Consider the following 23,756-nt stretch of genomic DNA (forward strand, 5'->3'; position numbering starts at 1 on the left):
TCGTCGGCGGTGCAGTCGCGGTCCAGTCGTGGATGTGGACCGGCTGTGCCATCGAGAGTCGCTCGTCGCCGCGAGGACATCCACGGCCTCCCGATCCGGGGCTGAGCAGGCCACCGCACGGCTGGGAGGCCTACCGGTTCAGGTAGTCGGCCTGCTTGTCGCGGTAGACGCTGTGGCGGTGGTTGTCGCCGTTGCCGAAGCGGCCGACGTTGGAGAACTCGATCCAGAGCCGCGGACCGTCGATGCGCAGGTAGGAGCCCGGGGTGTTCGGGTCGGTGGAGCCGGCCCGGGCGACGCGGGCGCGGTCGAACTCAACCAGGTACTGGTCCACCAACACCTGTGCGACCCGCTCGTCGGTGTCGTCCACCCAAGCCCGTACCACGTCGGTGACCCGCTCGCGCTGCTCCTCGGTGAGGTCGGTGACCAGGGAGCCTTCCGGCACGCAGCCGGGCGCGGCCATCCCGGTCGCGGGGCTGGCGGCCGCGGTGGAGGCCACCGGCCGCGACATCGAACCCGGCGACGCAGTACTGCTGCGCACGGGCCAGGAGCGCTGGACGATGGCCGACGCGCAGTACTACGACTACCCGGGCATGACCGGCGAGACGACCCGCTGGCTCACCTCCCGAGGCGCGACCGTCCTCGGCACCGACGCCCTGGCATGGGACCGCCCGTTCCCGGTGATGAAGAAGGCGTTCGAGGAGACCGGCGATCCCGTCCAGATCTGGGACGGCCACTTCGCCGTCCGCGACAAGGAGGCGTTCATCGTCCAGCAGATGACGAACCTCGCCGCGCTCCCGCTCACCGGTTTCACCGTCGGGTTCTTCCCGATGAAGCTGCCGCGCACCAGTGCGGCCCCGGCCCGGGTCGTGGCGTTCCTGCCCGACTGAGACGAGGACGCCCGCAGCGGAGCCCTGACTGAGCCGCGGGCTCAGACGGCGAACCGCACGCCGACCATCTCCTCGGACAGCTCCCAGAGCCGGCGGGCGTCGGCCATGTCGCGCATCGGGGGCCAGAACTCGAGCCGGCCCGGCGCCCCGGCCACGTTCGTCCGGCCCGTCGGACCGTAGAACTCGTCGCCGCGCGCCCCGGGGTCGGTCATCGCCATCAGGGCCGGCAGCGCGGCGCTGTCCACGGTGCCGGCGAGTCCGACGCGGGACAGGACGCGGATCAGGCGGACGCCCATGGTGTCGGACTGACGCCCCAGGCCCGGCTGCGCCGCGAGCAGGTTCGTCGGCGAGACCCCCGGGTGGGACAGGTTGCTGGTGATGCCCCACCCACGGGCCCGGCTGCGGGCGTCGAGCTCGCGGGCGAACAGGGCGACGGCCACCTTCGACTGGTTGTAGGCCTTGCCGACGTCGTAGCCGGCCTCCCAGTTCGGGTCGTCCCAGTGGATCCCGCCGCTGCGGGCGGCGATGCTCGTCTGGTGCGTGACGCGGCCGCCGGCCGTGCGCAGCAGGGGCAGCAGGCCCAGCGTGAGCGCGAAGTGGCCGAGGTGGTTGGTGCCGAACTGCAGCTCGAACCCGTCCTCGGTGACCTGTCGGCTCGGCGGCTGCATGACGCCGGCGTTGTTGATGAGCATGTCGACGCCGCGCCCCTCGGCGACGAGCCAGGCCGTGAACGCGGCGACGGAGTCCAGTGACGCCAGGTCCAGACGGTGGGTGGAGACCGACGCCCCCGGCACCCGGGTGCGGATGCGGTTCGCGGCCGTCTCACCCTTGCTCGGCGTGCGGACGGGCATGACCACGTCGGCACCCGCCCGGGCGAGCCGGGTCGCGATGACCTGACCGATCCCGTCGCTCGCCCCCGTGACGACGGCGAGCTTGCCGCTCAGGCTGGGGATGGAGATGTCGATGGTGCGTGGCACGAGGAGTTCCTCTGATCAGTCGTGGAATGTACGACCTGATGGTCGCCCGCAACCCGTCGCCGGATTCAGGACCTGCTCATCCACGGATCGCTGATCCACCCTTTGTGATGGTGCGCTGACGGGCGCGCCCGTGCGGATCGAGGCCACCACGCCACCGTCGACGAGCAGGTCGGTGCCGGTGACGAAGGTCGACTCCGGTCCGAAGAGGAACGCCACGGCGTCGGCGACGTCGTGGGTGGTGCCGAGGCGCCCGGTCGCCGAGTTCTCGATCATCGCCCGCATGCTGTCGCCGGACACCCCGGCCAGCTCCTGCTGCCCCATGGGCGTGGAGATGATGCCCGGACTGACCGTGTTGACGCGCGCTCCGCGGGCCCCCCAGGCGCCTGCGGCGCCCTGCACGCGCAGCTGGTTGGCGCGCTTGGAGAACCCGTACGCGGCGCGGGACTCGATGTCCGGCCGCTCCCGCAGGTAGGGGATGGACAGCAGCTCGTCGGCCGGCAGTGTGCGCAGGTCCTGCTCCGTCCGCGGGTCGAAGTCGTTCAGAGCCCCACCCATGCTGGAGATCACCACAGCCGACCCGCCGGGCGCCACGACCTGGCCGAACTCCTCCAGGCTGTACGCCACGCCGACCAGGTTGACCCGCAGGATCGCCGGAGGCGGCGCCTGGACGGGGGACAAGCCGGCCGTGTGCGCCACCCGCGTCACCGGGCCGAGGTCGGCGGCGGCACGGGCGAGGTCGCGCACGGAGTCGCGGGACGACACGTCGACCTCGCGGGTCTCGACGTCGAACCCGCTGTCCCGCATCCGACGCGCGGAATCGCTGAGCAGGTCCTCGTTGAAGTCGCTGAGGAGGACCCGATGGCCCGACCCCGTCCGGCGGGCGATCGCCTCTCCCATGCCGCCGGCCCCGATGATGACGAGAACGTCCGCCATTCGTGCTCCTTACCTCTGAGACGGGAACCTTGTGTCTTCGAGACTTCCTCATGGGCGGGAGGACATCCACGACCTGCCGATCCGTGGCTGAGTGAGCTCTCACAACGCCCGATGGGGGGATCGACGATCCGTGGCTGACCGCGCCCACCAGCGGTAGGAACGAAGGAAGCACCGGAAGTTGGAGGCAGGCCATGATCGACCGGGTCGGGCTGGCGGCGTTCTTGCGCCACCGGCGGGAGTCGCTGCAACCCGAGGACGTCGGCCTCCCCCGCGGGCAGCGGCGCAGGACCAGCGGGCTGCGGCGGGAGGAGGCGGCCGCGCTCTGCCACATGTCGACCGACTACTACGCGCGCCTGGAGCGGGAACGCGGGCCGCAGCCGTCGGAGCAGATGATCGCCTCGATCGCGCAGGGGCTGCACCTCTCGCTCGACGAGCGCGACCACCTGTTCCGCCTCGCCGGGCACCACCCGCCCGTCCGGGGCGCGGACAGCGAGCACATCGGCCCCGGGATGCTGCGCATCCTCGACCGCCTCGCCGACACCCCCGCGGAGATCGTCACCGAGCTCGGCGAAACCCTGCGCCAGACACCGCTGGGCGTCGCCCTCACCGGTGACTCGACCCGCTACACGGGTCCGGCGCGCAGCAACGGCTACCGCTGGTTCACCGACCCAGCCGCCCGTCGGCTGTACGCGCCCGAGGATCACTCGTTCCTGTCCCGGATGTACGCCGCGGGCCTGCGCGGGATCGCCGGGTTGCGAGGTCCCGGTTCCCGGGCGGCGTACCTCGCCGACCTGCTCCTCGCGCAGAGCGAGGAGTTCCGGCAGGTGTGGAACGACCAGGAGATCGGGATCCGACCGCACGACACCAAGCGCTTCGTCCACCCCGAGCTCGGCCGACTGGAGCTGACCTGCCAGCGGCTGTCCGACCCGCAGCAGTCGCACCACCTGATGGTCTACACCGCGGTGCCGGGCAGCGAGAGCTACGACAAGTTGCAACTGCTCTCGGTCATCGGCACCCAGATCGTCGGCTCGGGTGTGGGGAACGGGCCGGTTCCAGAGCCTCCCGAGGGGCGGCCGGCCGGACGGTGATCCCACTCCCGACGCCAGTGCGGTCTGTCGGCGTAGTCGAACCACGTCACGTCGATCGGCGGGGCCACCACGCCGCCGTCGTCTCCGGTGTCGAACCCGGCCACACCGAACAGATCAAGGTCCTCAGTGGGAACGACGGTGGATCCGCCGAACGGGGTCTCCCGCGCAGTGAACCGGCAACGGGCAAGCTGCAACGTCGATGAATCCCCGAGGCTGACGGATGCCGTCCCAGAGGGAGCGCTCGTCACCTGCCGGGCCGTGCGTGTCGGTGAGCAGCGCGGTGGCGCGGGTGGTGGGAGTGTGGGGCGCCCACCCGGGTGTGCCCGGTCATGCATTTCTCCACACCGTGAGCCGGTCCGTCGTGACGCGCGTGTAATCGATCATGTACTGCGCTGTGGCGTCAGCGCGGACGTCAGGGTCTCGTGGACCGTCCGCGCTGGACGGCCGGTGAGCTCTGGAACGGTGGCGGTGACAGTGGACTGCGTGTCCGCGGCGACGATCCCGTCGAGCGCGGCGAGCACGGTTGCGAAGTCGGCGGGGAGCCCGTCGGCGACGAACCGCGCAGCGAGTTCCTGCTCGGTCATGCGGATGTGCCGGACCGGATCGCCGGTGAGTTCCGTCCAGAGGCGACAGACCTCGTCGTAGGTCAGCGCCTCCAGCCCGGTGATGACCAAGTCCGGTTCGGGGGCCGAGGGTGCCTGCAGCACGGCGGCCGCGACAGCGGCGATGTCCCCGGCATCGACGAACGGGACCCGACCGTCCCCGGTGGCCGTGACCACCTCTCCGGACCACAGGCTGCGAACTCCGGGATTGCGGCTGACGAAGTTCTGGGTGAACCAGGACGGTCGCAGGACCACGGGTTCCGGGACGGTCCGGGCGACGAGGTCGTGCAGTTCGCCGAGTCCGCCCTCGCCGCGTTCCACCGCCGATGAGCTGAGCAGCGCGACCCGGCGCAGTCCCCGGCGCACGGCCCGGTCGAGTACCGGCGCGACGACCGCGGCGGGTCGTGCCTCGCCGATCGGTGCGACGAGGTAGAGGCGCTCGATCCCGTCGAACGCGGCGTCGTGGGTGGCGGGATCGAACCAGTCGAAGCGGACGGGGGAGGATCTGCTCACCCGTCGGACGGCGGCACCGCTGCGCTCGAGCAGTTCGGCAACCCGGGATCCGGTGGTTCCGGTCGCTCCGGTGACCAGCGCGGTCATGCCGACAGCGCCGGCAGGCCGGGGGTGCCGAGCAGGTCGGCTGCGGCGGCGGGGCTCCAGTAGTCCCGGTAGGCGGTGATGCCCTTCTCGTCGACGGTGATCACCGAGACGTAGCGCAGCGTGTACGGCCGTCCGGTGGCGGCCACCGTCCCGGCCAGTGCGAACTCCAGGACGATGGTGTCCGGGTCCGCGGTCTCGTGCCGGGTCTGCTCGACGATCTCGGTCGGCAACAGCAGGTCGTTGTAGCCGGCGAGGTAGGCCGCGACCGCTGCCCGGCCGTCCAGCCGCTCGGGCGCTCCGGGGGCGGCGAACGGGAAGGTCATGCTGCCCTCGGTGGCCCACAGCGCGGCGAAGCCCGCCATGTCATGGGCGAGTACCAGTTCGAGTGCAGAGTCGATCACCTGATGAGCACGGGCTCTGCGTTGCGTGGCGTCCACGAGTCCTCCGTCGGGTCGATACGGTTGCGTTCCGACGCAAAAGTACACCACGACGGGACGGACTCGTCGCGACGTTATGCTCGTCGCCATGGACGTCCCTCGTCGCCCCGTCGTCGGCGCCGCCGTGCTCCGGCCCGAACTCACCGATGCGGTACTGGACGTGACGCTGACCGAGCTGGCCGATGTCGGCTTCGGCCGGTTGTCGATGCAGCAGGTCGCCAAGCGCGCCGGGGTCGGCAAGAGCGCGCTGTACCGGCGGTGGCCGGGCAAGCTCGACATGGTCATGGACGCGATCGGCCGGATCGGCGTGCCTGTGAGGGAGTCGGAGGACACCGGAACCCTCGAGGGGGACCTCTACTGGATGCTCGTCCACCTACACCGCGATCCGGTCGATCCGCGCCTGGCGGATGTGATGCCGGATCTGTTGGCGGAGGCACGGCGGTCATCCGAGCTCGCCGACGCGTTCCGGGGGCGACTCGCCGCACCCCGGCGGGCGTGGGCCCGCGCCGCGTTCGATCGGGCGATCGCCCGGGGCGAGGTTCGTGCCGGGGACGCACGGATCGAACTGGCGATGGACGCGCTGGGCAGCGTGCCGTTCTGGTGGTCCACGGTGCACCAGGTATCCGGCGTGGACGACGACGCGGCCCGGCGCCTGGCCGGCTTCGTCGTGCGCGGACTCACCTGATCCGGGTGTGCCCGCAACGGCTGACGAGATCCCGGACGACCCACTCGGCGCACGGCGTCGGGTTGTTCCACAGGTTGCCGGGAATCGCACGCACCAGTCCTACAGCCGGACTTCGTGATCTGCGCGACGGGTGCCGTGGCGGGGCCGGAAGCGCCGGCCAGGAGCATGGTCATCGGTTGGGTGCACGGGCGGCCACATCCGGCCGTTCGTGCACCCAACCGTTGATCACCGCAGCTCCGAGGCATGGCGGGTGATCACCCTCCGCAGGTCGGCCCCGCGGCATGCCACACCGGCTCGCCGAGCTCCACGATGGTCGGTGCGCCCGCATGCGGGAAGAGGGTCTGCCAGGCTTCGTAGCGACTGGCCGCATCCGCTATGTGCACCTCCACGGGGCTGGCGCTCCACTGCACGGTGCGCGTAGTTCGCGCGAAGCCGGCTGCGACCCGCGGTCCTCAGCTGTAGACCATCAGCTTTCCGGGAGCCGCGGTCCCCGCGTACGGCCTGAGCTCGGCTGTCTCACACGTCGGGTCGGTCGACGAAGGCGCGGCGTACGGCTTCGCGCAGCGAGGAGCGGCGGCGGTGGTGGATCTGCTGTCCCTCCGAGGCGGTTCCCGTGGTGGTGATGCTGGCGGCTGACCACGTCATGGCCATCGCGATGACCATCGAGTGGATGTCTTCCGCGTCGATGTCGGGGGTGAGGGTGGCGTCCGCCTGGCGCTCGACCAGCGCGGCGATCTTCGTCGAGTCGTGGCTGCCCGGAAACAGGGCTCCGGTGGGCCTGCGCTCCAGGCGGTTCCAGGTCGCCAGCCGCACCAGGGCGGGATCGGCCAGGTAGGCGTCGTAGAGCCGAACCGCGTAGCCGGGCAGGTCGTGCGGGGTGAGCGGGGCGGTGTCGGTCAGTGCGTCGACGTGTTCTGCCAGCACCGCGTCGAACAGTGCCTCCTTGCTCGGGAAGTGGGAGTAGAGCTGGGACTTGTTCGCCCGTGCCTGCTCCGCGATGCGATCCACCCGGGCTCCGGCGATGCCGTGGTCGGCGAACTCCCGGGCCGCGGCGTCGAGCAGCCGTCGCCGGGTGGCCTGTCCGTCACTGCGTATCCGTCGCTGCCCTCGTTCGTCGGTCACCCCCCGATCCTAGATGAACCGGGCAGTCCATCTTCGTGCTACCTTAGATGGACCAACCGGTACTTCTAGGAGAGATCATGATCGCGACTTCGGTGCGAGAACGCCTCGCACCGGCCCTGCTGACCGAGGGACCGCTCGGTCTCCTGATCGGCGGAAGCTGGGAGCCGGCGCGGTCGGGCAAGGTCGCGCCGACCACGGACCCGACCACGGGACAGGTGCTGGCCGAGGTGGCCGTGGCGGGCCCCGAGGATGTCGACCGTGCCGTCGCTGCGGCTCGCCGTGCTTTCGAGTCCCCGTCCTGGTCGGCGCTCGCGCCCCAGGAGCGGGGGCGCCTGCTGTTGCAGGTCGCCGACGTGCTGGAGGAGCACGCCGAGGAACTGGCCGTGCTCGACTCGCTGGACATGGGCGGCGCCCTGGTGACCATGCGGTGGCTCGCGGGGCAGTGCGTCGACGTCCTGCGCCACTACGCGGGCTGGCCCACCAAGATCTACGGGCAGGCGGCGCCCTCCGAGCCGTCGAAGCTGCACTACGTCCTGCGTGAACCGCTCGGCGTCGTCGCCGCGATCACGGCGTGGAACGGCCCGCTGCAGCAGTTGGTCTGGAAGATCGGTGCCGCGCTGGCCACCGGCAACACCGTGGTCGCCAAGCCCGCCCTCTGGAGTCCCCTCTCGGCGATCCGGCTGGGCCAGTTGCTCGCGGAGACGGATCTGCCCCCGGGTGTCGTCAACATCGTCACCGGGGACGGCGGAACCACCGGGGAGGCGCTGATCAGCCATCCCGGCGTCGACAAGATCTCATTCACCGGTTCGCTGGCCACCGGCCGCCACATCCAGGAGACCGCCGCCCGCGATCTGAAGCGCGTCACCCTGGAGCTGGGCGGGAAGTCGCCGACGATCGTGTTCGACGACGCCGATCTCGATGCGGCTGCGAAGACGGCGGTCGCCGGGTTCGCGATGGGGAGCGGGCAGGGATGCGTGGCCGGTAGCCGGATCCTGGTGCAGGAGACGATCTACGACCGGTTCCGCGAGCTGTTGGTCGAGGAGATGGGGAACTACGTCGCCGGCGATCCCTTCGAACCCGACACGATGATGGGCCCCCTCGCGGCTCCCGAGCACTACGCCCGGGTCAGCGAATGGATCGAGGTCGCCCGGGAGGAGGGGGCGACCGTGACCCGGGCCGCGGACTGGGAACCCGACGGGCGGTTCATCCCACCCACCCTGCTGGAGAACGTCGATCCCGAAATGCGATCCGTGCGGGAGGAGATCTTCGGTCCGGTCTCGGCGCTGATGTCCTTCACCGACGTCGAGGATGCGATCGACCGGGGCAACGACACCGATTACGGCCTGTCCGCCTCGGTGTGGACCCGGGAGATCGGACGGATCAACCGTGTCGTGCGCGGCCTGCGCGCGGGCACCGTCTGGGTCAACACCTTCGGCGACATGAGCACCGGGACCGTGCCGTTCGGCGGGTTCAAGGGCTCGGGCATCGGGCGGGAGCACGGGACCGATGTCCTCGACGCCTACACCGAGGCCAAGACGGTGATGATCAACACCTGACCAGAGGATCGTCCGAGGAAATCGGCCGGCCCGGCGCGGTCGATCACAGTCGCCGGCATCGACCGCTTTCGTTGCTGCGTCAGCTGCTGCTGGTCACGCCGGTCAAGGCCGGGCTGTCGTTCCAGAGCTGCTCCGCGCGGGCGGTCTCGTAGGACTCGTCGGACGAGCGGATGTCGCGGTACCCGTCGAAGTACCTGCCGGTGGTGCCGGCCAGCTCGGGCGCGGTGGTGACCCAGGCGAGCGCGCGGCCCGACTCCTGCGTGGAGTGGATGTTGTCGGTCACGATCCGGCGCAGCAGCCAGGTGAACCGGGGCAGGACGTGCGTGGCCACGAACCGCACCGGGGCGGGCAGCGAGCGCCCCAGCCCGGTGTCCAGCATCATCCCGGGGTTGAACGCGTTGGCGGTGACGCCCTCGGGCAGCCGGCGGGCCAGGGCGTAGGTGAAGTAGATGTTCGCGAGCTTGGAGGTGCAGTAGCGGCGCTGGCCCCTCAACAGGGCGTTGTCCTTCGCGCCTGCAGGTCCGAGCTCGCCGCGGGCGAGGGCACGCGGGTCGTTCCACGCCGGGGCAAGCCCCTGCCCAGGACCGGGGTCATGGGTGTCGCTCGACACCACGACCACGCGCGACGGCGCCTTCAGCACCGGCAACAGCTCGTTGACCAGGGCGAAGTGGCCCAGGTGGTTGACGCCGAACGTGGACTCGAAGCCATCGACCGTCTTCGCGTCGGCCGTCCCCATCTGCACGCCGGCGTTGCACACCAGGGCGTGCAGCCCGGGCAGCGCGCCCGATCCCAACCGCTCGGTCAGCTCGGCGGCGAAGGAGCGGACCGCGGCGAGTGAGGCCAGGTCCAGCACCATCGCCTCCACCGTGTTGCCCGGGGCGGCTCCGGCGGCCAGCGCGTCGGCGGCGGCCCGCGTGCGGCCTGCGTCGCGGGACGCGACAACGACGTGCCACGGCCGGTCGGTGGAACCGAGGAGTACCTGCGCGCACGCGTAGCCGAGGCCGCTGTTCCCCCCGGTGATGACGACGGTCCGGGCGTCGCCCGTGGTGTGGTCCGACATCGTCGTTCCTTCCATCCTTGCTTCTCTCTTGCTGGAGCTCCCAGACAGCGTCGATCACCCCGCCAGGCTCAACCAGGACCGACCGGTACCCGGCTAGTTGTCGTCCGGGCTGCCGGCGCACCGCAGAAGTGCCTCGTGCTCGCCTGCGATACGCCCAGCTGACACTCCGCTGTAGGTGCCCAGCCCGCGGGCGCGACGTGCCTCACGTCGGTGAGGCAGACGGACACACCATCAACGCCGCCGATCATCGTCACGCCGGTGCGGAGTTCCTACCTTCGAGAGGAGACATCAGCCCGACATCCGGAGAAGCAGATGAAGATCGAGAACTCGGTGGCGCTCGTGACGGGGGCGAACCGTGGCATCGGCGAGCAGTTCGCCCGGAGCCTCCGCGAGCGAGGGGCGTCGAAGGTGTACGGGGGTGCCCGGGACGCGGCGAGCGTGACGGTGCCGGGTGTCGAGCCGGTACAGCTCGACATCACCGACCCGGAGTCGGTCACCGCGGCTGCTGCGCTGGCCGGTGACGTCACGCTGCTGGTCAACAACGCCGGGGTCGCCCATGCGCAGGATCTGGTCGACGGCGATGTCGACCGGATCCGCGCCGAGATCGAGACGAATGTGTTCGGGACGCTCTCGATGGTCCGCGCGTTCGCTCCGATCCTGGCCCGCAACGGTGGTGGGGCGATCGTCAACGTCCTCTCGGCGGCCTCCTGGTTCTGCTACCCGGGGAGCAGTTCCTACGCGGTGAGCAAGGCGGCGCAGTGGAACCTGACCAACGGTGTGCGCATGGAGCTGGACGCGCAGGGCACGCTCGTCGTCGGGGTTCACGTGGGAATGGTCGACACCGATCTGACCGCCGGTCTCGACGTGGAGAAGATGCCGCCGGCCGAGTTCGTCGAGATCGCGCTCGACGGGCTCGAGAACGGTCAGGTGGAAATCGTCGCCGACGACCTCAGCCTGCGCGCCAAGGCCGCCCTGGCCGGTGCGCCCCGCCTGCTCGTCCCCTGAGACCCCCGACGGTGACCCGCTCCGTGGTCACACACGATCTTGATAGGAGGAGCCGACATGCAGGCACTCGTCCATGACCCGTCGACCCGGACGGGACTTGCCCTCGCCGAGGTCCCCGACCCGGTCCCGGCCGCCGATGAAGCGCTGGTCGCGGTGGAAGCGGTGTCGCTGAACCACGGCGAGGTGCGCTACCTCGCCGCGATGCGGCAGCCGGGCGAGGTGCCCGGCTGGGACGCGGCCGGCGTCGTCGTCACCCCTGCCGCCGACGGTTCCGGCCCACCGGCCGGCGCGCGCGTGGCGACCTTCGGCGCCGCCGGTGGGTGGGCCGCCCTTCGGGCGGTGGCGACCGGCGAGCTGGCCGTCGTGCCCGACGCCGTCGATTTCGGGGCCGCCGCGACCGTGCCGGTCGCCGCGGTGTCCGCGCTGCGGGCGCTGCGCCGGCTCGGGCCGCTGCTCGGGCGCCGCGTCCTCGTCACCGGCGCCTCCGGCGGGGTCGGGCGCTACGCCGTGGCGCTCGCGTCCCGGATGGGCGCCGAGGTCGTGGCCGCCGTGGGCTCCCCCGAGCGTGAGAAAGGGCTGCGGGAGATCGGCGCGTCCCGAGTGGTGTACGGCCCCGAGCTCACCGGTCTCGCCGGCAGGCTCGCGGGCATCGTCGACAACGTCGGCGGCGCCGCGCTCGCCCGGGCGGTCGACCACCTCGAGCCCGGGGGGATCGCGGTGAACGTCGGCGTGACCTCGGGGGAGCCGCTGGTCCTCGACCTCGAGGCGCAACGCCGTCGCGCCGCCGGCACCCGCGTCGAGATCTTCGTCCGGGGTGGCGAGAGCGCCGACGACCTCGCCCTGATCCTCGACCTCCTGGCGAACGGCGCGCTCGACCCGCACATCGGTTGGCGCGGGTCGTGGCGCGACGCCGACGACGCCGTCGATGCCCTGCTCGGCCGCAAGGTCACCGGCAAGGCCGTCCTCGACATCTCCTGACCATCCGACCACCCGTTCTCCACCAGCACGAGGAGCGTCATGTCCACCGAAGTCCCCGACATCCTGTACCCCGGCACCGCCCGACCCCCCACACGCACCGCCCGCATCGCATGGGAGGGAGACCTCGAAGGAGGCTCCGGCCAGGTGACGATGGAGAGCTCACGGGTGGCCACCCACCCGATCTCCTACTACGAGCGCACCGCGCAGGACGCCGGCGGCACCACCAGCCCCGAGGAGCTGCTCGCCGCCGCGCACACGTCCTCCTACGTCATGGCGCTGTCGGCGGTCGTCGCCCAGGCCGGCGGCACCCCGGAGACCCTGGACGTGAGCGAGGACGTCTCGCTGGCCCCCGATCCCGCGGGTGGGTTCCGGCTCGCGGGCATCACGCTCACCGTGCGCGGGCGGGTCGCTGGCCTGGACGCCGACGGCTTCGCCGAAGCCGCCCGGCGCGCGGTCCACACCGACCCGTTCGGCAAGGCCCTCGCCGCGGTCAAGATCACCGTGCGTGCCGCGCTCGAGCCCTGAGCGCCCGTTCCCTCAAGCTCACACCGCGACGGAGAACTCCCATGATTCGGTACTTCGCCATGTTGACCCGCCTGCCCCAGGTGGCACCGCAGGTGTTCCACGACCACTGGCGCCACCCGCACGCGACCTACGGCAGCCTGATCCCCGGCATCCGCACCTACGTGCAGGCCCATCAGATCCACACCGACCTGCTCGACGCCGACCAGGCCACGCACGAAGCCATCTCGGTGATCGAGTTCGACTCCGTCGCCGAGGCCCGCGGCCTGGTCAGCGAGCGGCAGTACTACGACCGGATCCTGCCCGACGAACCCCTGTTCCTGGACAAGTCCAAGATCGAGAACTTCGCCACGGAGGAGGAGGTGCTCGTTGCCCGTCCCCGGCCCCAGGACGGGGCGAGCTACGGCGACGCGCAGTGGTACCACCTCGACCGCAGCGTGACCATCCAGCTGCTGCAGTTCGTCCGCCTCGACGGCAACCCCGGCTGGGCCGGCAACGACGACGCCGACCTGGGCCGGCGCATCGGCGCCCTGCGTCACGTGCGCAACCACCCCTCCCGCGAGTTCCACGGCGACAACCCGACCTTCCTCGGGGCGCGGCAGCTCTGGTGGCCGACCCGGACCGCATTCGAGGACGGCGTGGCCGCGGACCCTGAGGCGTTCACCGAGCTCGTCGGGCGCGGCGGCCACGCCCTGACGGTCCTCGTGCAGTCGGAACGCTTCGTCCGGTGACCAGCCGTGGTCCGTACAAGCACCATCTCGAAAGGCAGCCATGACGTTCGGATTCTTCGTACCCAACTTGGGGCCGGCGGCCACCCCGGAGGGGATCAGCACGATCGCGCGCCGCAGCGAGGAGCGCGGATTCGCATCGCTGTGGGTCACCGACCGTCTGCTCGTGCCGACCCGGCCGACCCGCCCGCACCCGGGCTCGGCGGACGGTCTCCCTCCGGAGGCGCACCGGTACGCCCTCGACCCGGTCGCGGTGCTCACCTTCGCGGCGGCCCTGACCTCCCACATCCGCCTCGGCACGAGCGTGCTGATCGCCAGCTATCTCAATCCGGTGGTGCTGGCCCGCCAGCTCACGACGCTCGACATCCTCTCCGGCGGCCGGGTGGTGGCCGGGCTGGGTGTCGGGGCGAACCCGGAGGAGTTCACCGCGACCGGCGGTGACCTGTCCACCCGCGGGCGGCGCATGGACGAGTTCCTGGACCTGCTGGTCGCGGTGTGGACCGAGAACCCCGTCACGTACGAGGGGAAGTTCTTCACCGTGCCCGAGTCCTCGATCCTGCCCAAGCCCGTCCAGCGCCCGCACCCACCGATCGCCCTCGCGACCAACAGCGCCGCAGCGGTGCGGCGCGCGGCGCGCGTCGGCGCGGCGATCCACCCGGTGAACGCAGCCGGCAGCGACCTCGCCGATCTCGTCGTGCTGTACCGGTCCGCGCTCGCCGACGCAGGCCGTGACGCGCGTGCCGGGCAGGTCATCCTCCGCGCGGAGATCGCGCTGTCCGACCGGCCGCTCGGCAGCGATCGCGCCCCGTACCACGGGACGGTCGAGCAGGTCGCCGACGACGTCGAGGACGCACGCCGGTCGGGCGCCACCGAGGTGCTGTTCGACCCCTCCTACGCTGCGCGCTCGCTGAGCGAGTTCGAGGACTACCTCGACGCGCTCACCCCGGTGGCGGCCGCCGCCACGTGAGGTGGCAGCCGCTGGTGGAGCGACTTCTCCTGCGTGCGATCGCTACGCCGGCAGGCGGCGACCGATGTGCGCGGCTGCGCGCACGTCGGCGCGGAACTCGCTCGGCGCGACGCCGCGAGCACGCCGAAAGGCGCGACTGAACGCGTGCTGTGAGGTGTACCCGACGGCGGTGGCCACGGCCTCGACGGTGTCGTCGGTGTCGCGCAGCCGTGCCGCGGCGATATCGATACGCCATGCCGTGAGATAGGCGCCGGGTGTCTGGCCGAGCGCGGCCGGGAAACGCCGCGACAGGGTGGCGCGCGACACCCGGATCGCGGCGGCCAGGGTCGAGGTCGTCCAGCCATGGTCCGGTTCGCGGTGGATGTGCTCCAGGGCATCGCGGACGACCGGGTCGAGCAGCGCACCGAGCCACGAGCTGGGCCGCTGCACCGGCTGCGTGGCCAGCCACGCCCGGACGAACTGGATCAGCAGCAGATCGATGATGCTGTTGACGGCCGCGGTGGTGCCGATCTGCGGGTGGGCCAGTTCCCGGGTCAGCAGCCGGACCGTGTCGTCGAGGTAGGTCCGCTCGCTCGCCGCCACGTGCACAGGCCCTTCGAGGGCGGTGAGCACCGGCGTGCTGACCTCCGGATCATGCTCGTAGTGCAGGGTCACCAGAGTGGTTTGCGGCGGTGACGACCCGAGTTGCAGGACGCCGCCGATCGCCCGCGTCCGGTCGGCCCTCTCCCGGTCGCAGGCGCCCATCATGACGCCCGGCTCGCTCGCCAGCCCGTGCTCGGTGCCCGCGGGGAGGAGCACGGCGTCGCCGGCGTCCATCCTGCGCGGCCCCGTTCCGGGAACGGTCAGCCACAGGGTCCCGGCGGTGACGGCGTGCAGGGCGACGCCGGGGAAGGTGTCCAGCCACAGACCCCACCTCCCGCCGGCCTCCACGCGCGTCCCCAACGAGCCCCGCGCGCCGGAGACCCGCAGGGCGTCTGCCAACAGGTCCATCCCCCCATCATGCTCGATGCTCCCGCACCGGCGGCCCACCTGTCGTCGTCGGGCCCGCATCAGCCGGTCCTGCGCGGCGAACTGTCGAGGCTGCTGCCCGGCCGCTGATCGCTGCCGCGCGTCCCGTGACGAAGATCAGCTACGCCGGTGTGCGATGGCCTCGGGGATCGACTCGGCGACCGGGCCGGCTGTGAGACGGGCAGGTGAGGAGGCGGCCGGCCGGTTCCTCACGGGCCTCAGGGTGCGGAGCCTGGACGGGTACGCACCCGCCGCCCCGCATCTGCGGCGGGCGCTGGAGGTGCTGACCAGCGACGAGGACCTGGGGCTGACCCCGAGTGGGCGCGAGCCTTCGTCGAGGGGACCGTCGCGGCGAACTGTCCACACGGTCGCATGCTGCGCCAGGTCAAGACGCCGGTGCTGCTCACCCACCACCGCAGGAGCGTCGATCCGGAGGCGGGCAACCTGATGGGTGCCATCTCCGACCAGCAGGCCGCCCGGGCGAGGCAGCTGATGGAGGGCGCCGGGGTGCGCGTCGGTTACGAGTCGATCCCCGATGCTGCGCACGTCATGCACCAGGCCGACCCGGTCACGTACACGGAGATCCTCAGGCGGTGGACGACGACCCTCCCGGATTGATCACTGCGACCGGAACCCGACGGTGCCGGGGGCTTCGGGAAGGACCGGCCGCGCCGCACGGCTGATCAGCGTGTGCGGTCGCAGGGACGCACCGATGCGGTTGTGGCACCGCAGCCGCCGATCATGGCGACCGGCCGCCCGAGCTGCTGGTGCGGGCGTCGTGATCGCCAGGATCGGACCTGCCGTGCACCGGGAGCGTGTTGCGAATCAGGCGGTCCGTCGGATGCCGGATGATCGCTGCGAGAAGTACCTGACGTTGCCGCGACAGCACCCACGCACTGCTCGGACGGCCTGCAGGCGGTGGCCACCGCGCGTGCCTCGCAGCTGTGGTGATCAGCGGTTGGGTGCACGAACGGCCGTATACGGCCTCCCGTGCACTCAACCGATGACCATGGTTCCAGCCGGCGCTTCCGGCCCCGCCACGGCGCCCGCCGCGCAGAAGCTGGCCGGCGAGCGGCAGGGCCACCGCGCCGGAGAAGGACGGCATTTCGGCCCGCTGCCTCCCCTGCTGGGGCAGCGGAGGTGCCCGTTCCGTAGGGCGCGGCGCCGCCGCGTTCCCGGGCACCGCGATGAGCGACGAAGAGTTCGACGACTCGCCGGCGAACAGGGTCATGGGTGTCGAGGTCAACCTCCTCTCGGCGTCGATCTGCCTGGCCGTGCTCGGAACCTCGCTCGCACTGGGGCGCCGCGCCCGCTGAGTCGTGCGAGGCAGACGGTTCTTGCAGTCCTGTGTGGATCCCCGGCCGACCGGTCGACGGTGCCGCCCCGCCGCCCGGTACCCGACCGGAGGACGAAGAACGGCTCCGGGTCCGGTGCGAACCGCTCCGACCCGGAGCCGAGCGTTCCCGTCGCTGGGGTCAGTGGCGCAGGCCTGCCTCCTTGAGCAGCGGCATGACGTTGTCCCCGAAGTACTTGAGCTCCTCGTTGTAGTCGATGAGCCCGAAGATCATGCCCTGCATGCCGGCCTCGTTGAGGGCGGCGAGCTCCTCCGTGACCTGCTCAGGCGTGCCGACGACGGGGTAGCCGCCCCAGCCTGCGATGAAGCGCTCCTGCTTCTCCTTGACGGCGTGGTCGAAGGACTGGCTGGCCCCGGAACCGGCGATCTTGATGACGTTGCCGGCAGCTCCCCAGTCGCCCTCGTCGACGACCTGCTGGAAGGCGCGCTTCGCCTCGTCCTCGGTGTCCCGGCAGACGACCAGGCCGTAGGTCATGACCTGGATGTCGCGTTGGTAGTCGTCGCGGGCCTTCGACCGCACTTTGTCGGTGTAGGCCTTGATGTTCTCCAGGGTGTCGAGCGAAGCGAAGTTGATGTCCACGTTTCGGGCGGAGAACTCGATGCCGGCCGGCGAGTTGCCGGCGTTGAGCAGCGCCGGCCGGGGCGCCTGGTGCGGCTTGGGGTACGCCTCGAGCAGGTTGCCGTTGAAGTACTCCCCGTCGACCTCGAACGAGCCGGGCTCGCTCCACAGCCTCGTGGCGTAGTCGATCCACTCCTGACCGAAGGCGTAGCGCTCGTCGTGCTCGCGCTGCTCGCCGCCGAACATCTCCATCTCCGGCGGCACCCACCCCATCACCAGGTTGAGGGCGAACCTGCCCCCGGAGATGTGGTCGATCGTGGTCGCCGACTTCGCGGCGACGATCGGGTGCACGGTGGGCAGGTGCGACGTCGCGGCGACGGCGATCCGCTCGGTGGCCTCGGCGACGCCCGCGGCCCAGGTGTAGGTCTCGAAGCAGTTGCCGTTGAAGTTGGTGGAGCCGCCGAAGCCCTTCCAGCGGGCCACCGGCACCAGCACGTCGAAGCCGATGCGGTCGGCGCGCTGCGCGATCTCCTTGGTGTGCTCCCAGGTGACCCGGTACGACGACGGCGCGTGGCTCATGATCAGCCCGTAGGAGCAGTTGGTGCCGAACAGGCCCAGCTTCATCTTCTGGTCGCCGAACAGTGGGTTGGTCTCGGCGCGGTCCTGCAGCGGCTGGGTCTCGCTCGCGGGCCGGGGGTCGGTGGGGTTGAGGCCGAGGCGCTCGTTGGCCGTCACAGTCATGGTCGTCTCCTTCGACGGGGTGCTCAGCCCAGCTGGAACGGGTCGCGGGTGCCGCCGGTGAGCTCGACGAACACGGACTTGTTCTCGGTGTACTCGTTGACTGCGTCGATACCGTTCTCCCGGCCGATTCCGCTCATGCCGAAGCCGCCGAACGGCATGGCGGGGGAGACGACCCGGTAGGCGTTGATCCACACGCTGCCGGCGCGCAGCTTCGCCGCGACCCGATGCGCCCGGTGCACGTCCTTGGTCCAGACGGCGCCGGCCAGGCCGTAGGGGGTGTCGTTGGCGAGCTTGAGGGCCTCGTCCTCGTCCCGGAAGGTGTAGGCGGCGAGCACAGGACCGAACACCTCTTCACGGACGATGGTGGTCTCCGGGGTCACGTTCGTGACGACGGTGGGCTTGACGAACAGGCCCCCGCGCTCGGCGTCGGGCTCGCCGCCGCAGGCGAAGGTCGCGCCCTCGGCGGCCGCACCCTGCAGGTAGGAGAGGACCTTCTCGTACTGCGGCCGGTTGGCGACCGGGCCCATCTCGGTCTCGGCGGCGGTGGGGTCGCCGAGCGTGATCGCGTCGGCACGGGCGACGACCTTCTCGATCAGCGCGTCGTGGACGTCGGCGTGCACGATCAGGCGCGAGCCCGCCATGCAGGTCTGGCCCGTGGCGGCGAAGACCCCGGCGACGAGGCCGTTGGCGGCGGCGTCGAGGTCGGCGTCGGCGAAGACGATCTGCGGGGACTTCCCGCCCAGCTCCAGCGTGACCCGGTTCAGGTTCGCCACCGCAGCCTGCGCGACCTTGGCGCCGGTGGCCGTCGAGCCGGTGAACGCGATCTTGTCCACGCCCCGGTGCGACGCGAGCGCCTCACCGGTCGAGCGGTCCCAGCCGGTGACGACGTTGAACACGCCCGCCGGAAGCCCCGCCTCGTGCAGGATCTCGGCGAACACGACGGTCGATGCGGGGGAGTGCTCCGAGGGCTTGGCCACCATCGTGCAGCCGGCGGCCAGTGCGGGGGCGAGCTTGAAGGTCAGCAGCAGGAGCGGGGAGTTCCACGGTGTGATCGCCCCGACGACGCCGACCGGTTCGCGTGTGGTGAAGCCGAAGTAGTTCGGGTTGACCGGCGGGACCGTGCGGCCCTCGACCTTGTCGGCCAGACCCGAGAAGTAGTAGTACCACTGCGGGAGGCTGTTCAACTGGCCGAGCATCTCGCGCAGCAGCTTTCCCGAGTCGTTGACCTCGAGCCGGGCCAGCCGGTCGGCGTTCGCGGCGATCGCGTCCCCGCACTTGCGCATGATCGCGGCCCGTTGGAAGCCCGTCATCTGCCCCCACTCGCCCTCGAACGCGGTGCGGGCGGCGACGACGGCCTCGTCGACGTCGTCCGGGCCACCGTCGGCGAGGCGCGCCCAGGGCCGGCCGGTGTAGGGGTTCTGCGAATCGAACGTGCGGCCCGAGCGGGCGTCGACCGACTTGCCGCCGATGAAGAGCCTGAACTCTTCAGGGGTTGTCGTCATTGCTCTTTCCCTCCGTACGACGTCGTCGCGCTGAGCGGCGGCGGATGAACTGACACTAGGAACGGCGCGACGGGCGTCGATAGCCGCGGAACGCAGCGGCAGATCCGTTCCGTGCTGGTCCGAGGTCGGATCCCGGTACGCCGACCCCGCGCTCTGCGGATGGCGCGTGGCGCTCAGCGGCTGTTATGCGCCTCGACGGGCCGCATACTGTGGCCTGTGTCTCGGGACCGTGGCGCCCACTGGTGCGGCGGCCTGGCCGGTCCCGGACGAGCGGGGCGGGGCGGGCGAGAACGCGAGGAGGCGACGCCATGGACGTTTCGACGGCATCGGGTCCCGCCGCTCCGTCGGCTCGGCTGTCTCAGTACTCGATCATGGACACGTGCAGTCTCGAGGAGGCTCGCGACATCGTCAGCCGCGTGTACCTCGATCACGCGCTGTCGGCGCCGGAGGATCGGCTGGAAGCGACGCTCAACGCCGCACCGAACCGCCGGCTCACCATCGGCTACCTCACGTACCAGTCCAGCGCGAAGCTCGTGATGCCCCCGACCGAGGACTGCTACCACATCAACCTCACCGTCGAAGGACGCACCGAGGCTCACCGGACCGACGGTGCCCGTGCGACGACCCGGGCCATGACCAGCGGCCTCGTGCTCCTCCCCGACCAGGAGACCACGGTCCGGTGGTCACCGGACGCCGGGCAGTTCATCCTCAAGATCTCCCGGGAGATGCTGGAGGGCCACCTGAGCGAGCAGCTCCACCTGCCGGTGAACGGCGTGCTGGACTTCGACTTCGGGATCGATCTGACCACTCCGGCCGGGACCTCGCTGATCTCCTCGGTCGAGTTCCTCGCTCGCGAGCTGGACCGGCCCGGCGGGCTCGCCGACATGCCGATCGCCCGGGAACAGCTCGAGGCGTTCGTGATGACCCAGGTGCTGCACGCCGGCCGTCACCAGTACAGCGACGCCCTGGCCGCCCCCGCTGATCCCGTTCGCACGGTCCGGCTCCGGCCCGTGGTCAGGTACATGGAAGAACACGCCGACGAACCGCTCAGCCCGCAGGAACTCGCGCGGATCGGTTGCATGAGCGTCCGGACGTTGCACGCGACCTTCCAGCAGGAGCTCGGCGAGTCACCCATGAGCTACCTGCGCCGCATCCGGCTCGACCACGTCCGGGCCGAGCTCCTGCGGTGCGACCCGAGGTTGACGCGGGTCACGGATGTCGCCCTGCGCTGGGGCTTCTTCCACCAGAGCCGGTTCGCGCAGCAGTACAAGGAACGGTTCGGTGAGCTGCCGCGGGAGACGCTCCGCACCCGGAGCAGGTGAACCGCGCCCTCGCGACCGCTGCGCTGAGCGGCTGGCTGACGGCTGCGCGCGGATAGCTGGTGCCGGGGCGGCGCTCGTAGCGTCGCCGCATCCCGGTCGCTCCACGCCGAGTCCGGGGCCGATTCAACCCTGAGGAGCCGACGATGACGCACTCCACCGAGGACCCGACCGCCGACGTCCCCGCCCTGGCGGGCACCGGGGCGGTGCGGTGTGCGGTGGCGGCGTTGGCTGCGGGGCGGATGGTGGTGGTGGTCGATGATGCGGATCGGGAGGACGAGGGCGATCTGGTGGTGGCCGCGGGGTCGGTGACCGCCGAGCAGGTGGCGTTCGTGGTGGCGCACACGACGGGGATCGTGTGTGCGCCGATGCCCGCGGGGCGGGCGGATGCGTTGCAGTTGCCGTTGATGGTCGCCGACAACACCGATGCGCACGGCACGGCGTTCACCGTCACCGTCGACCACGCAAGCACCGGGACGGGGGTGTCGGCCGCTGATCGGGCGGCCACGCTGCGAGGGTTGGCCGACCCGGCCACCCGCCCGGACCAGTTGCGCAGGCCGGGGCACGTGTTCCCGTTGCGGGCGCGTGAGGGTGGGGTGCTGGTACGGGCCGGGCACACCGAGGCCGCGGTGGACCTGCTGTGCCTGGCCGGGCAGGACCCGGTCGCGGTGATCGGGGAGATCGTGGCTGCGGACGGGTCGATGGCCCGCGGTCAGGTGTTGCGGGCCTTCGCCGCCGAGCACGGGTTGCCGGTGCTGGCCATCGCGGATCTGGTCCGTTACCGGCGGGCGACCGAGCGGTTCATCGAGCACGTGGCCACCTCGGCGATGCCCACGGTTTTCGGGGAGTTCCGGGCGGTGGCCTACCGCTCGACCCTCGACGCCACCGAACACCTCGCCCTCGTCCACGGGGACGTCGCCGCGGCCTCCCGCAGTCTCCGGGGTGCGCTGGTGCGGGTGCACAGCGAGTGCCTCACCGGTGACATCATCGGCTCGCTGCGTTGTGACTGCGGCGCCCAGCTCGAACAGGCCATGCGGGCGATCGCCGCCGAAGGTGCAGGCGTGGTCGTCTACCTGCGCGGGCACGAGGGCCGCGGGATCGGGCTGGCCCACAAGATCCGCGCCTACGCCCTGCAGGAGACCGGGCTGGACACCATCGACGCCAACACCGCCCAGGGCCTGCCGGTGGACTCCCGTTCCTACGGCACCGGCGCCCAGATCCTCGCCGACCTGGGCATCACCCGCCTACGCCTGATCACCAACAACCCAGCCAAGTACGGCGGCCTGGACGGCTACGGCCTGCACATCCTCGACCGCGTCGCCCTGCCCACCACCACCAGCCCACACAACCTGCGCTACCTCCGCACCAAACAAGACCGCATGGGGCACGTCCTGGGGATGAACGAAAGCACCGGCTGAGGCTCCGTCGGCCCTTGCCCGCCTGTCACCGCGGCGACGGCGCGGCCACTCGGTAGACACCGCGATGGAACAACAGCGGAGCCCGTGATGCGTCCGAGTCGAGGTCATGCACCCGGCCGGCGACGATGGTGTGGTCGCCTCCCGGGTACTCGTACTCGAGGCTGCAGTCGGTCCAGGCGGCGACCCCCTCGAGAATCGGGGCGCCCGAGGGAGCGGGCGTCCACCGGACGCCCGCGTACTTGTCGGTCCCCGAGCGAGCGAATGCGGTGCTCAGCTCGGCGTGGCCGTCAGCCAGCACGTTCACGCAGAACTGGCCGACTTCGCGGATCTTCGGCCAGGTCGTCGAGCTCCGCGCAGGGCAGAAGGACACCAGCGGCGGCTCGAGGGACAGCGAGCTGAACGACTGGCAGGTGAATCCGAGCGGCCCGTCCGGTCCAGATGCGGTGATGACCACGACACCGGAGGCGAAGTGCCCCAGAACCGTCCGCATCCGAGTGCCCTCGACCTGGCCCGTCTTCCGTACCTCGTCGTACAACCGTTCACTCATGGAACAAACGCTAGGCAACGGATGGGCCCGCTCGATATCCCTGGATCGCAAGTGCACAGCCGCCGAGCGCTGTCGAGCACGGGGCTGCGTCCGCTGGGTCTGCCTCCAGCGTTCGGCGGCGCCATGGCTCGGTGAACCGGACACCTCGTTCGTGCTCGGTGCCGTCACGTCATTGCTTGCCGAAGAGGAACTCGCTGCGGAAGGCCGGGGCGAGTTCAAGGGCTCGTTGCCGACGTAGCGCGAGTTCGGCGTCACTGAAGTGTGGTGGCGCTGACTCGCGGCTCGGAACGCTGTCGCCGATCAGCGCGAAGTAGCGCTCCTGGCCGGCCGGGGTGCACATGCACAGCAGGTGGGCCGGCTCCGGGCGGCGGTTGACGAACCGGTGCGGCGCGTTGGAGGGACGTTGATGACGTCGCCCTTGCGCGCGGTCGAGGTCACGCCGCGCAGATCGACTTCGATCTCACCATCCAGGACGGCGAACATCTCCTCGAAGTCATGGCGGTGCGGCGGTGGGCCGCCCCCTTCCGGAACGAGCATGTCGATGAGGGTGTAGGCGCCGGCGGTGTCCTCGCCGGAGACGAGGACGGTGTAGGTGTCCCCGACCAGGGAGATGTGCTGTAGGTCGGGGCTCTCGAGGTTGACGTGGACCCCGTGGCGGGCGGGGTCGTCCGGCGGGATCGGTGTGGTGCGGTGCAGTCGAAGAGCCAGCACGGGGATGACACGGCTGGTCCGAGTCTCGTAGTCGGCGAATCCGGGGAATTGTTCGGCCTGCGCGCGGTAGACGGAGTCGCGGTCGTCGCTGTCGAGGACCCGGGCCTCGGCGGTGAGGGTGTCGCGCCCGATCTCGACGACGAGGTCGTGGGGGTGGGCCAGGATGTTGTAGTACCAGGCCGGATGACGGGGCCCGCCTGCGTTCGAGGCGAAGACGAAGATGGTGTCCGGATCGCTGTCGTGTGGGCGGTACATCATCGGGGAGACGCGCTTCGCGCCGCTGCGGGCCCCCGTTGTGGTCAGGAGCAGCACCGGAGCGTCGCCGAAGGCCGACAGGGTTCCACCGTTGGCCCGGAACTCGGCGATGTTGCGTTCATTGAAGGTGAGGACCTCGGCGTTCTCGCCGGATGTGGCTGCGGTCATGTCGAACTGCTCCTTGATGTGGGAGGT

Annotated in this window: 25 protein-coding genes; 13 read left to right on the top strand and 12 right to left on the bottom strand. The window is 70.9% G+C overall.

The annotated features are described in order from the left end of the window. Positions 1–130: 130 nt before the first annotated feature. Positions 131–442, bottom strand: a complete 312-nt coding sequence (locus CFP66_RS18630) for a DUF3500 domain-containing protein (RefSeq protein ID WP_158228144.1) — start codon at positions 440–442, stop codon at positions 131–133. On the opposite strand from CFP66_RS18630, the gene CFP66_RS18635 reads away from it, so the two are divergent. Beyond that, entirely contained in the window at positions 420–887 is a 468-nt protein-coding gene (locus CFP66_RS18635; protein WP_158228145.1) for a cyclase family protein, read from the top strand. The two genes, CFP66_RS18630 and CFP66_RS18635, sit on opposite strands and share 23 nt — an antisense overlap. Before the next feature lie 41 nt (positions 888–928). Here the strand turns inward: CFP66_RS18635 and CFP66_RS18640 are convergent, their stop codons facing one another. Further along, the gene (locus CFP66_RS18640) at positions 929–1,864 is read right to left on the bottom strand and encodes an SDR family oxidoreductase (RefSeq protein ID WP_094925908.1); all 936 of its coding nucleotides are present in this window, start codon (positions 1,862–1,864) and stop codon (positions 929–931) included. A 15-nt stretch (positions 1,865–1,879) separates the two neighbouring features. Further along, positions 1,880–2,797: an SDR family oxidoreductase gene (locus CFP66_RS18645; protein ID WP_094925910.1), complete on the bottom strand. Its 918-nt coding sequence runs from the start codon at positions 2,795–2,797 to the stop codon at positions 1,880–1,882. Positions 2,798–2,988: 191 nt separating this feature from the next. On the opposite strand from CFP66_RS18645, the gene CFP66_RS18650 reads away from it, so the two are divergent. Next, complete coding sequence (locus CFP66_RS18650; RefSeq protein WP_094925912.1) at positions 2,989–3,885, top strand: helix-turn-helix transcriptional regulator; 897 nt, start codon at positions 2,989–2,991, stop codon at positions 3,883–3,885. A gap of 380 nt (positions 3,886–4,265) precedes the next feature. On the opposite strand, the gene CFP66_RS18655 is transcribed toward CFP66_RS18650, so the two are convergent. After that, a complete protein-coding gene (locus CFP66_RS18655) occupies positions 4,266–5,087 on the bottom strand; it encodes an ergot alkaloid biosynthesis protein (RefSeq protein WP_094925914.1) in 822 nt (273 codons plus the stop codon). Further along, positions 5,084–5,488, bottom strand: coding sequence for a nuclear transport factor 2 family protein (locus CFP66_RS18660; RefSeq protein ID WP_255413875.1), 405 nt, complete (start codon positions 5,486–5,488; stop codon positions 5,084–5,086). Before CFP66_RS18660 ends, CFP66_RS18655 begins: the two co-directional genes overlap by 4 nt. Before the next feature lie 124 nt (positions 5,489–5,612). Here CFP66_RS18660 and CFP66_RS18665 point away from each other — a divergent pair, with 124 nt between their 5' ends. Beyond that, on the top strand, positions 5,613–6,209 hold the full coding sequence (locus CFP66_RS18665) for a TetR/AcrR family transcriptional regulator (RefSeq protein WP_094926257.1): 597 nt from the start codon (positions 5,613–5,615) through the stop codon (positions 6,207–6,209). A gap of 516 nt (positions 6,210–6,725) precedes the next feature. On the opposite strand, the gene CFP66_RS18670 is transcribed toward CFP66_RS18665, so the two are convergent. After that, positions 6,726–7,331 carry a TetR family transcriptional regulator gene (locus CFP66_RS18670; RefSeq protein ID WP_233159531.1) on the bottom strand — a complete coding sequence of 202 codons (606 nt, stop codon included), beginning with the start codon at positions 7,329–7,331 and terminating at the stop codon, positions 6,726–6,728. A 77-nt stretch (positions 7,332–7,408) separates the two neighbouring features. On the opposite strand from CFP66_RS18670, the gene CFP66_RS18675 reads away from it, so the two are divergent. Then, positions 7,409–8,887 (top strand): aldehyde dehydrogenase, encoded by a 1,479-nt coding sequence (locus CFP66_RS18675; RefSeq protein ID WP_094925918.1) that lies wholly within the window; start codon positions 7,409–7,411, stop codon positions 8,885–8,887. Positions 8,888–8,966: 79 nt separating this feature from the next. Here the strand turns inward: CFP66_RS18675 and CFP66_RS18680 are convergent, their stop codons facing one another. Continuing rightward, positions 8,967–9,947, bottom strand: coding sequence for an SDR family NAD(P)-dependent oxidoreductase (locus CFP66_RS18680; protein ID WP_094925920.1), 981 nt, complete (start codon positions 9,945–9,947; stop codon positions 8,967–8,969). A gap of 312 nt (positions 9,948–10,259) precedes the next feature. On the opposite strand from CFP66_RS18680, the gene CFP66_RS18685 reads away from it, so the two are divergent. Genes CFP66_RS18685 through CFP66_RS18705 form a run of 5 tightly spaced genes read left to right on the top strand, consistent with a single transcriptional unit; the run spans position 10,260 to position 14,147 of the window. Beyond that, entirely contained in the window at positions 10,260–10,952 is a 693-nt protein-coding gene (locus CFP66_RS18685; RefSeq protein WP_094925922.1) for an SDR family oxidoreductase, read from the top strand. Between the two features lie 57 nt (positions 10,953–11,009). Beyond that, a complete protein-coding gene (locus CFP66_RS18690; RefSeq protein ID WP_094925924.1) occupies positions 11,010–11,930 on the top strand; it encodes a zinc-binding dehydrogenase in 921 nt (306 codons plus the stop codon). A 39-nt stretch (positions 11,931–11,969) separates the two neighbouring features. Beyond that, positions 11,970–12,455, top strand: coding sequence for an OsmC family peroxiredoxin (locus CFP66_RS18695; RefSeq protein ID WP_094925926.1), 486 nt, complete (start codon positions 11,970–11,972; stop codon positions 12,453–12,455). A gap of 41 nt (positions 12,456–12,496) precedes the next feature. After that, on the top strand, positions 12,497–13,183 hold the full coding sequence (locus CFP66_RS18700) for an EthD domain-containing protein (RefSeq protein ID WP_094925928.1): 687 nt from the start codon (positions 12,497–12,499) through the stop codon (positions 13,181–13,183). Positions 13,184–13,223: 40 nt separating this feature from the next. Next, positions 13,224–14,147, top strand: a complete 924-nt coding sequence (locus CFP66_RS18705; RefSeq protein WP_094925930.1) for a TIGR03619 family F420-dependent LLM class oxidoreductase — start codon at positions 13,224–13,226, stop codon at positions 14,145–14,147. Between the two features lie 42 nt (positions 14,148–14,189). Here CFP66_RS18705 and CFP66_RS18710 read toward each other — a convergent pair whose 3' ends face one another. Continuing rightward, positions 14,190–15,137 carry an AraC family transcriptional regulator gene (locus CFP66_RS18710; RefSeq protein WP_094925932.1) on the bottom strand — a complete coding sequence of 316 codons (948 nt, stop codon included), beginning with the start codon at positions 15,135–15,137 and terminating at the stop codon, positions 14,190–14,192. A 390-nt stretch (positions 15,138–15,527) separates the two neighbouring features. Between CFP66_RS18710 and CFP66_RS18715 the strand changes: the two genes are divergently transcribed. Both CFP66_RS18715 and CFP66_RS49960 read left to right on the top strand, forming a co-directional pair. Further along, positions 15,528–15,773 carry a hypothetical protein gene (locus tag CFP66_RS18715; RefSeq protein WP_198961536.1) on the top strand — a complete coding sequence of 82 codons (246 nt, stop codon included), beginning with the start codon at positions 15,528–15,530 and terminating at the stop codon, positions 15,771–15,773. A gap of 569 nt (positions 15,774–16,342) precedes the next feature. After that, entirely contained in the window at positions 16,343–16,471 is a 129-nt protein-coding gene (locus CFP66_RS49960; RefSeq protein WP_255413876.1) for a hypothetical protein, read from the top strand. A gap of 159 nt (positions 16,472–16,630) precedes the next feature. Here the strand turns inward: CFP66_RS49960 and CFP66_RS18720 are convergent, their stop codons facing one another. Further along, positions 16,631–17,809, bottom strand: coding sequence for an LLM class flavin-dependent oxidoreductase (locus CFP66_RS18720; RefSeq protein WP_094925934.1), 1,179 nt, complete (start codon positions 17,807–17,809; stop codon positions 16,631–16,633). 23 nt (positions 17,810–17,832) lie between these two features. Further along, on the bottom strand, positions 17,833–19,311 hold the full coding sequence (locus CFP66_RS18725; protein ID WP_094925936.1) for an aldehyde dehydrogenase: 1,479 nt from the start codon (positions 19,309–19,311) through the stop codon (positions 17,833–17,835). Between the two features lie 371 nt (positions 19,312–19,682). Between CFP66_RS18725 and CFP66_RS18730 the strand changes: the two genes are divergently transcribed. Both CFP66_RS18730 and CFP66_RS18735 read left to right on the top strand, forming a co-directional pair. Beyond that, positions 19,683–20,633: a helix-turn-helix domain-containing protein gene (locus CFP66_RS18730; protein ID WP_255413877.1), complete on the top strand. Its 951-nt coding sequence runs from the start codon at positions 19,683–19,685 to the stop codon at positions 20,631–20,633. A gap of 143 nt (positions 20,634–20,776) precedes the next feature. Continuing rightward, complete coding sequence (locus CFP66_RS18735) at positions 20,777–22,048, top strand: bifunctional 3,4-dihydroxy-2-butanone-4-phosphate synthase/GTP cyclohydrolase II (RefSeq protein ID WP_094925940.1); 1,272 nt, start codon at positions 20,777–20,779, stop codon at positions 22,046–22,048. Between the two features lie 25 nt (positions 22,049–22,073). Here the strand turns inward: CFP66_RS18735 and CFP66_RS18740 are convergent, their stop codons facing one another. Together CFP66_RS18740 and CFP66_RS18745 are read right to left on the bottom strand one after the other, a co-directional pair. Continuing rightward, entirely contained in the window at positions 22,074–22,595 is a 522-nt protein-coding gene (locus CFP66_RS18740; RefSeq protein WP_198961537.1) for a flavin reductase family protein, read from the bottom strand. A 300-nt stretch (positions 22,596–22,895) separates the two neighbouring features. After that, complete coding sequence (locus tag CFP66_RS18745; protein ID WP_198961538.1) at positions 22,896–23,729, bottom strand: nitroreductase/quinone reductase family protein; 834 nt, start codon at positions 23,727–23,729, stop codon at positions 22,896–22,898. Between the last annotated feature and the right edge of the window lie 27 nt (positions 23,730–23,756).

It is taken from the genome of Pseudonocardia sp. MH-G8 (assembly GCF_002262885.1).
Lineage (GTDB): Bacteria > Actinomycetota > Actinomycetes > Mycobacteriales > Pseudonocardiaceae > Pseudonocardia.

Bases quoted from the DNA above. Each gene is read 5' to 3' on its own strand.
- CFP66_RS18645 (WP_094925910.1), bottom strand. From the start codon at position 2,797: ATGGCGGACGTTCTCGTCATCATCGGGGCCGGCGGCATGGGAGAGGCG.
- CFP66_RS18650 (WP_094925912.1), top strand. From the start codon at position 2,989: ATGATCGACCGGGTCGGGCTGGCGGCGTTCTTGCGCCACCGGCGGGAG.
- CFP66_RS18655 (WP_094925914.1), bottom strand. From the start codon at position 5,087: ATGACCGCGCTGGTCACCGGAGCGACCGGAACCACCGGATCCCGGGTT.
- CFP66_RS18665 (WP_094926257.1), top strand. From the start codon at position 5,613: ATGGACGTCCCTCGTCGCCCCGTCGTCGGCGCCGCCGTGCTCCGGCCC.
- CFP66_RS18675 (WP_094925918.1), top strand. From the start codon at position 7,409: ATGATCGCGACTTCGGTGCGAGAACGCCTCGCACCGGCCCTGCTGACC.
- CFP66_RS18680 (WP_094925920.1), bottom strand. From the start codon at position 9,947: ATGTCGGACCACACCACGGGCGACGCCCGGACCGTCGTCATCACCGGG.
- CFP66_RS18685 (WP_094925922.1), top strand. From the start codon at position 10,260: ATGAAGATCGAGAACTCGGTGGCGCTCGTGACGGGGGCGAACCGTGGC.
- CFP66_RS18690 (WP_094925924.1), top strand. From the start codon at position 11,010: ATGCAGGCACTCGTCCATGACCCGTCGACCCGGACGGGACTTGCCCTC.
- CFP66_RS18695 (WP_094925926.1), top strand. From the start codon at position 11,970: ATGTCCACCGAAGTCCCCGACATCCTGTACCCCGGCACCGCCCGACCC.
- CFP66_RS18700 (WP_094925928.1), top strand. From the start codon at position 12,497: ATGATTCGGTACTTCGCCATGTTGACCCGCCTGCCCCAGGTGGCACCG.
- CFP66_RS18705 (WP_094925930.1), top strand. From the start codon at position 13,224: ATGACGTTCGGATTCTTCGTACCCAACTTGGGGCCGGCGGCCACCCCG.
- CFP66_RS18710 (WP_094925932.1), bottom strand. From the start codon at position 15,137: ATGGACCTGTTGGCAGACGCCCTGCGGGTCTCCGGCGCGCGGGGCTCG.
- CFP66_RS18715 (WP_198961536.1), top strand. From the start codon at position 15,528: ATGCTGCGCCAGGTCAAGACGCCGGTGCTGCTCACCCACCACCGCAGG.
- CFP66_RS49960 (WP_255413876.1), top strand. From the start codon at position 16,343: ATGAGCGACGAAGAGTTCGACGACTCGCCGGCGAACAGGGTCATGGGT.
- CFP66_RS18720 (WP_094925934.1), bottom strand. From the start codon at position 17,809: ATGACTGTGACGGCCAACGAGCGCCTCGGCCTCAACCCCACCGACCCC.
- CFP66_RS18725 (WP_094925936.1), bottom strand. From the start codon at position 19,311: ATGACGACAACCCCTGAAGAGTTCAGGCTCTTCATCGGCGGCAAGTCG.
- CFP66_RS18730 (WP_255413877.1), top strand. From the start codon at position 19,683: ATGGACACGTGCAGTCTCGAGGAGGCTCGCGACATCGTCAGCCGCGTG.
- CFP66_RS18735 (WP_094925940.1), top strand. From the start codon at position 20,777: ATGACGCACTCCACCGAGGACCCGACCGCCGACGTCCCCGCCCTGGCG.
- CFP66_RS18740 (WP_198961537.1), bottom strand. From the start codon at position 22,595: ATGAGTGAACGGTTGTACGACGAGGTACGGAAGACGGGCCAGGTCGAG.
- CFP66_RS18745 (WP_198961538.1), bottom strand. From the start codon at position 23,729: ATGACCGCAGCCACATCCGGCGAGAACGCCGAGGTCCTCACCTTCAAT.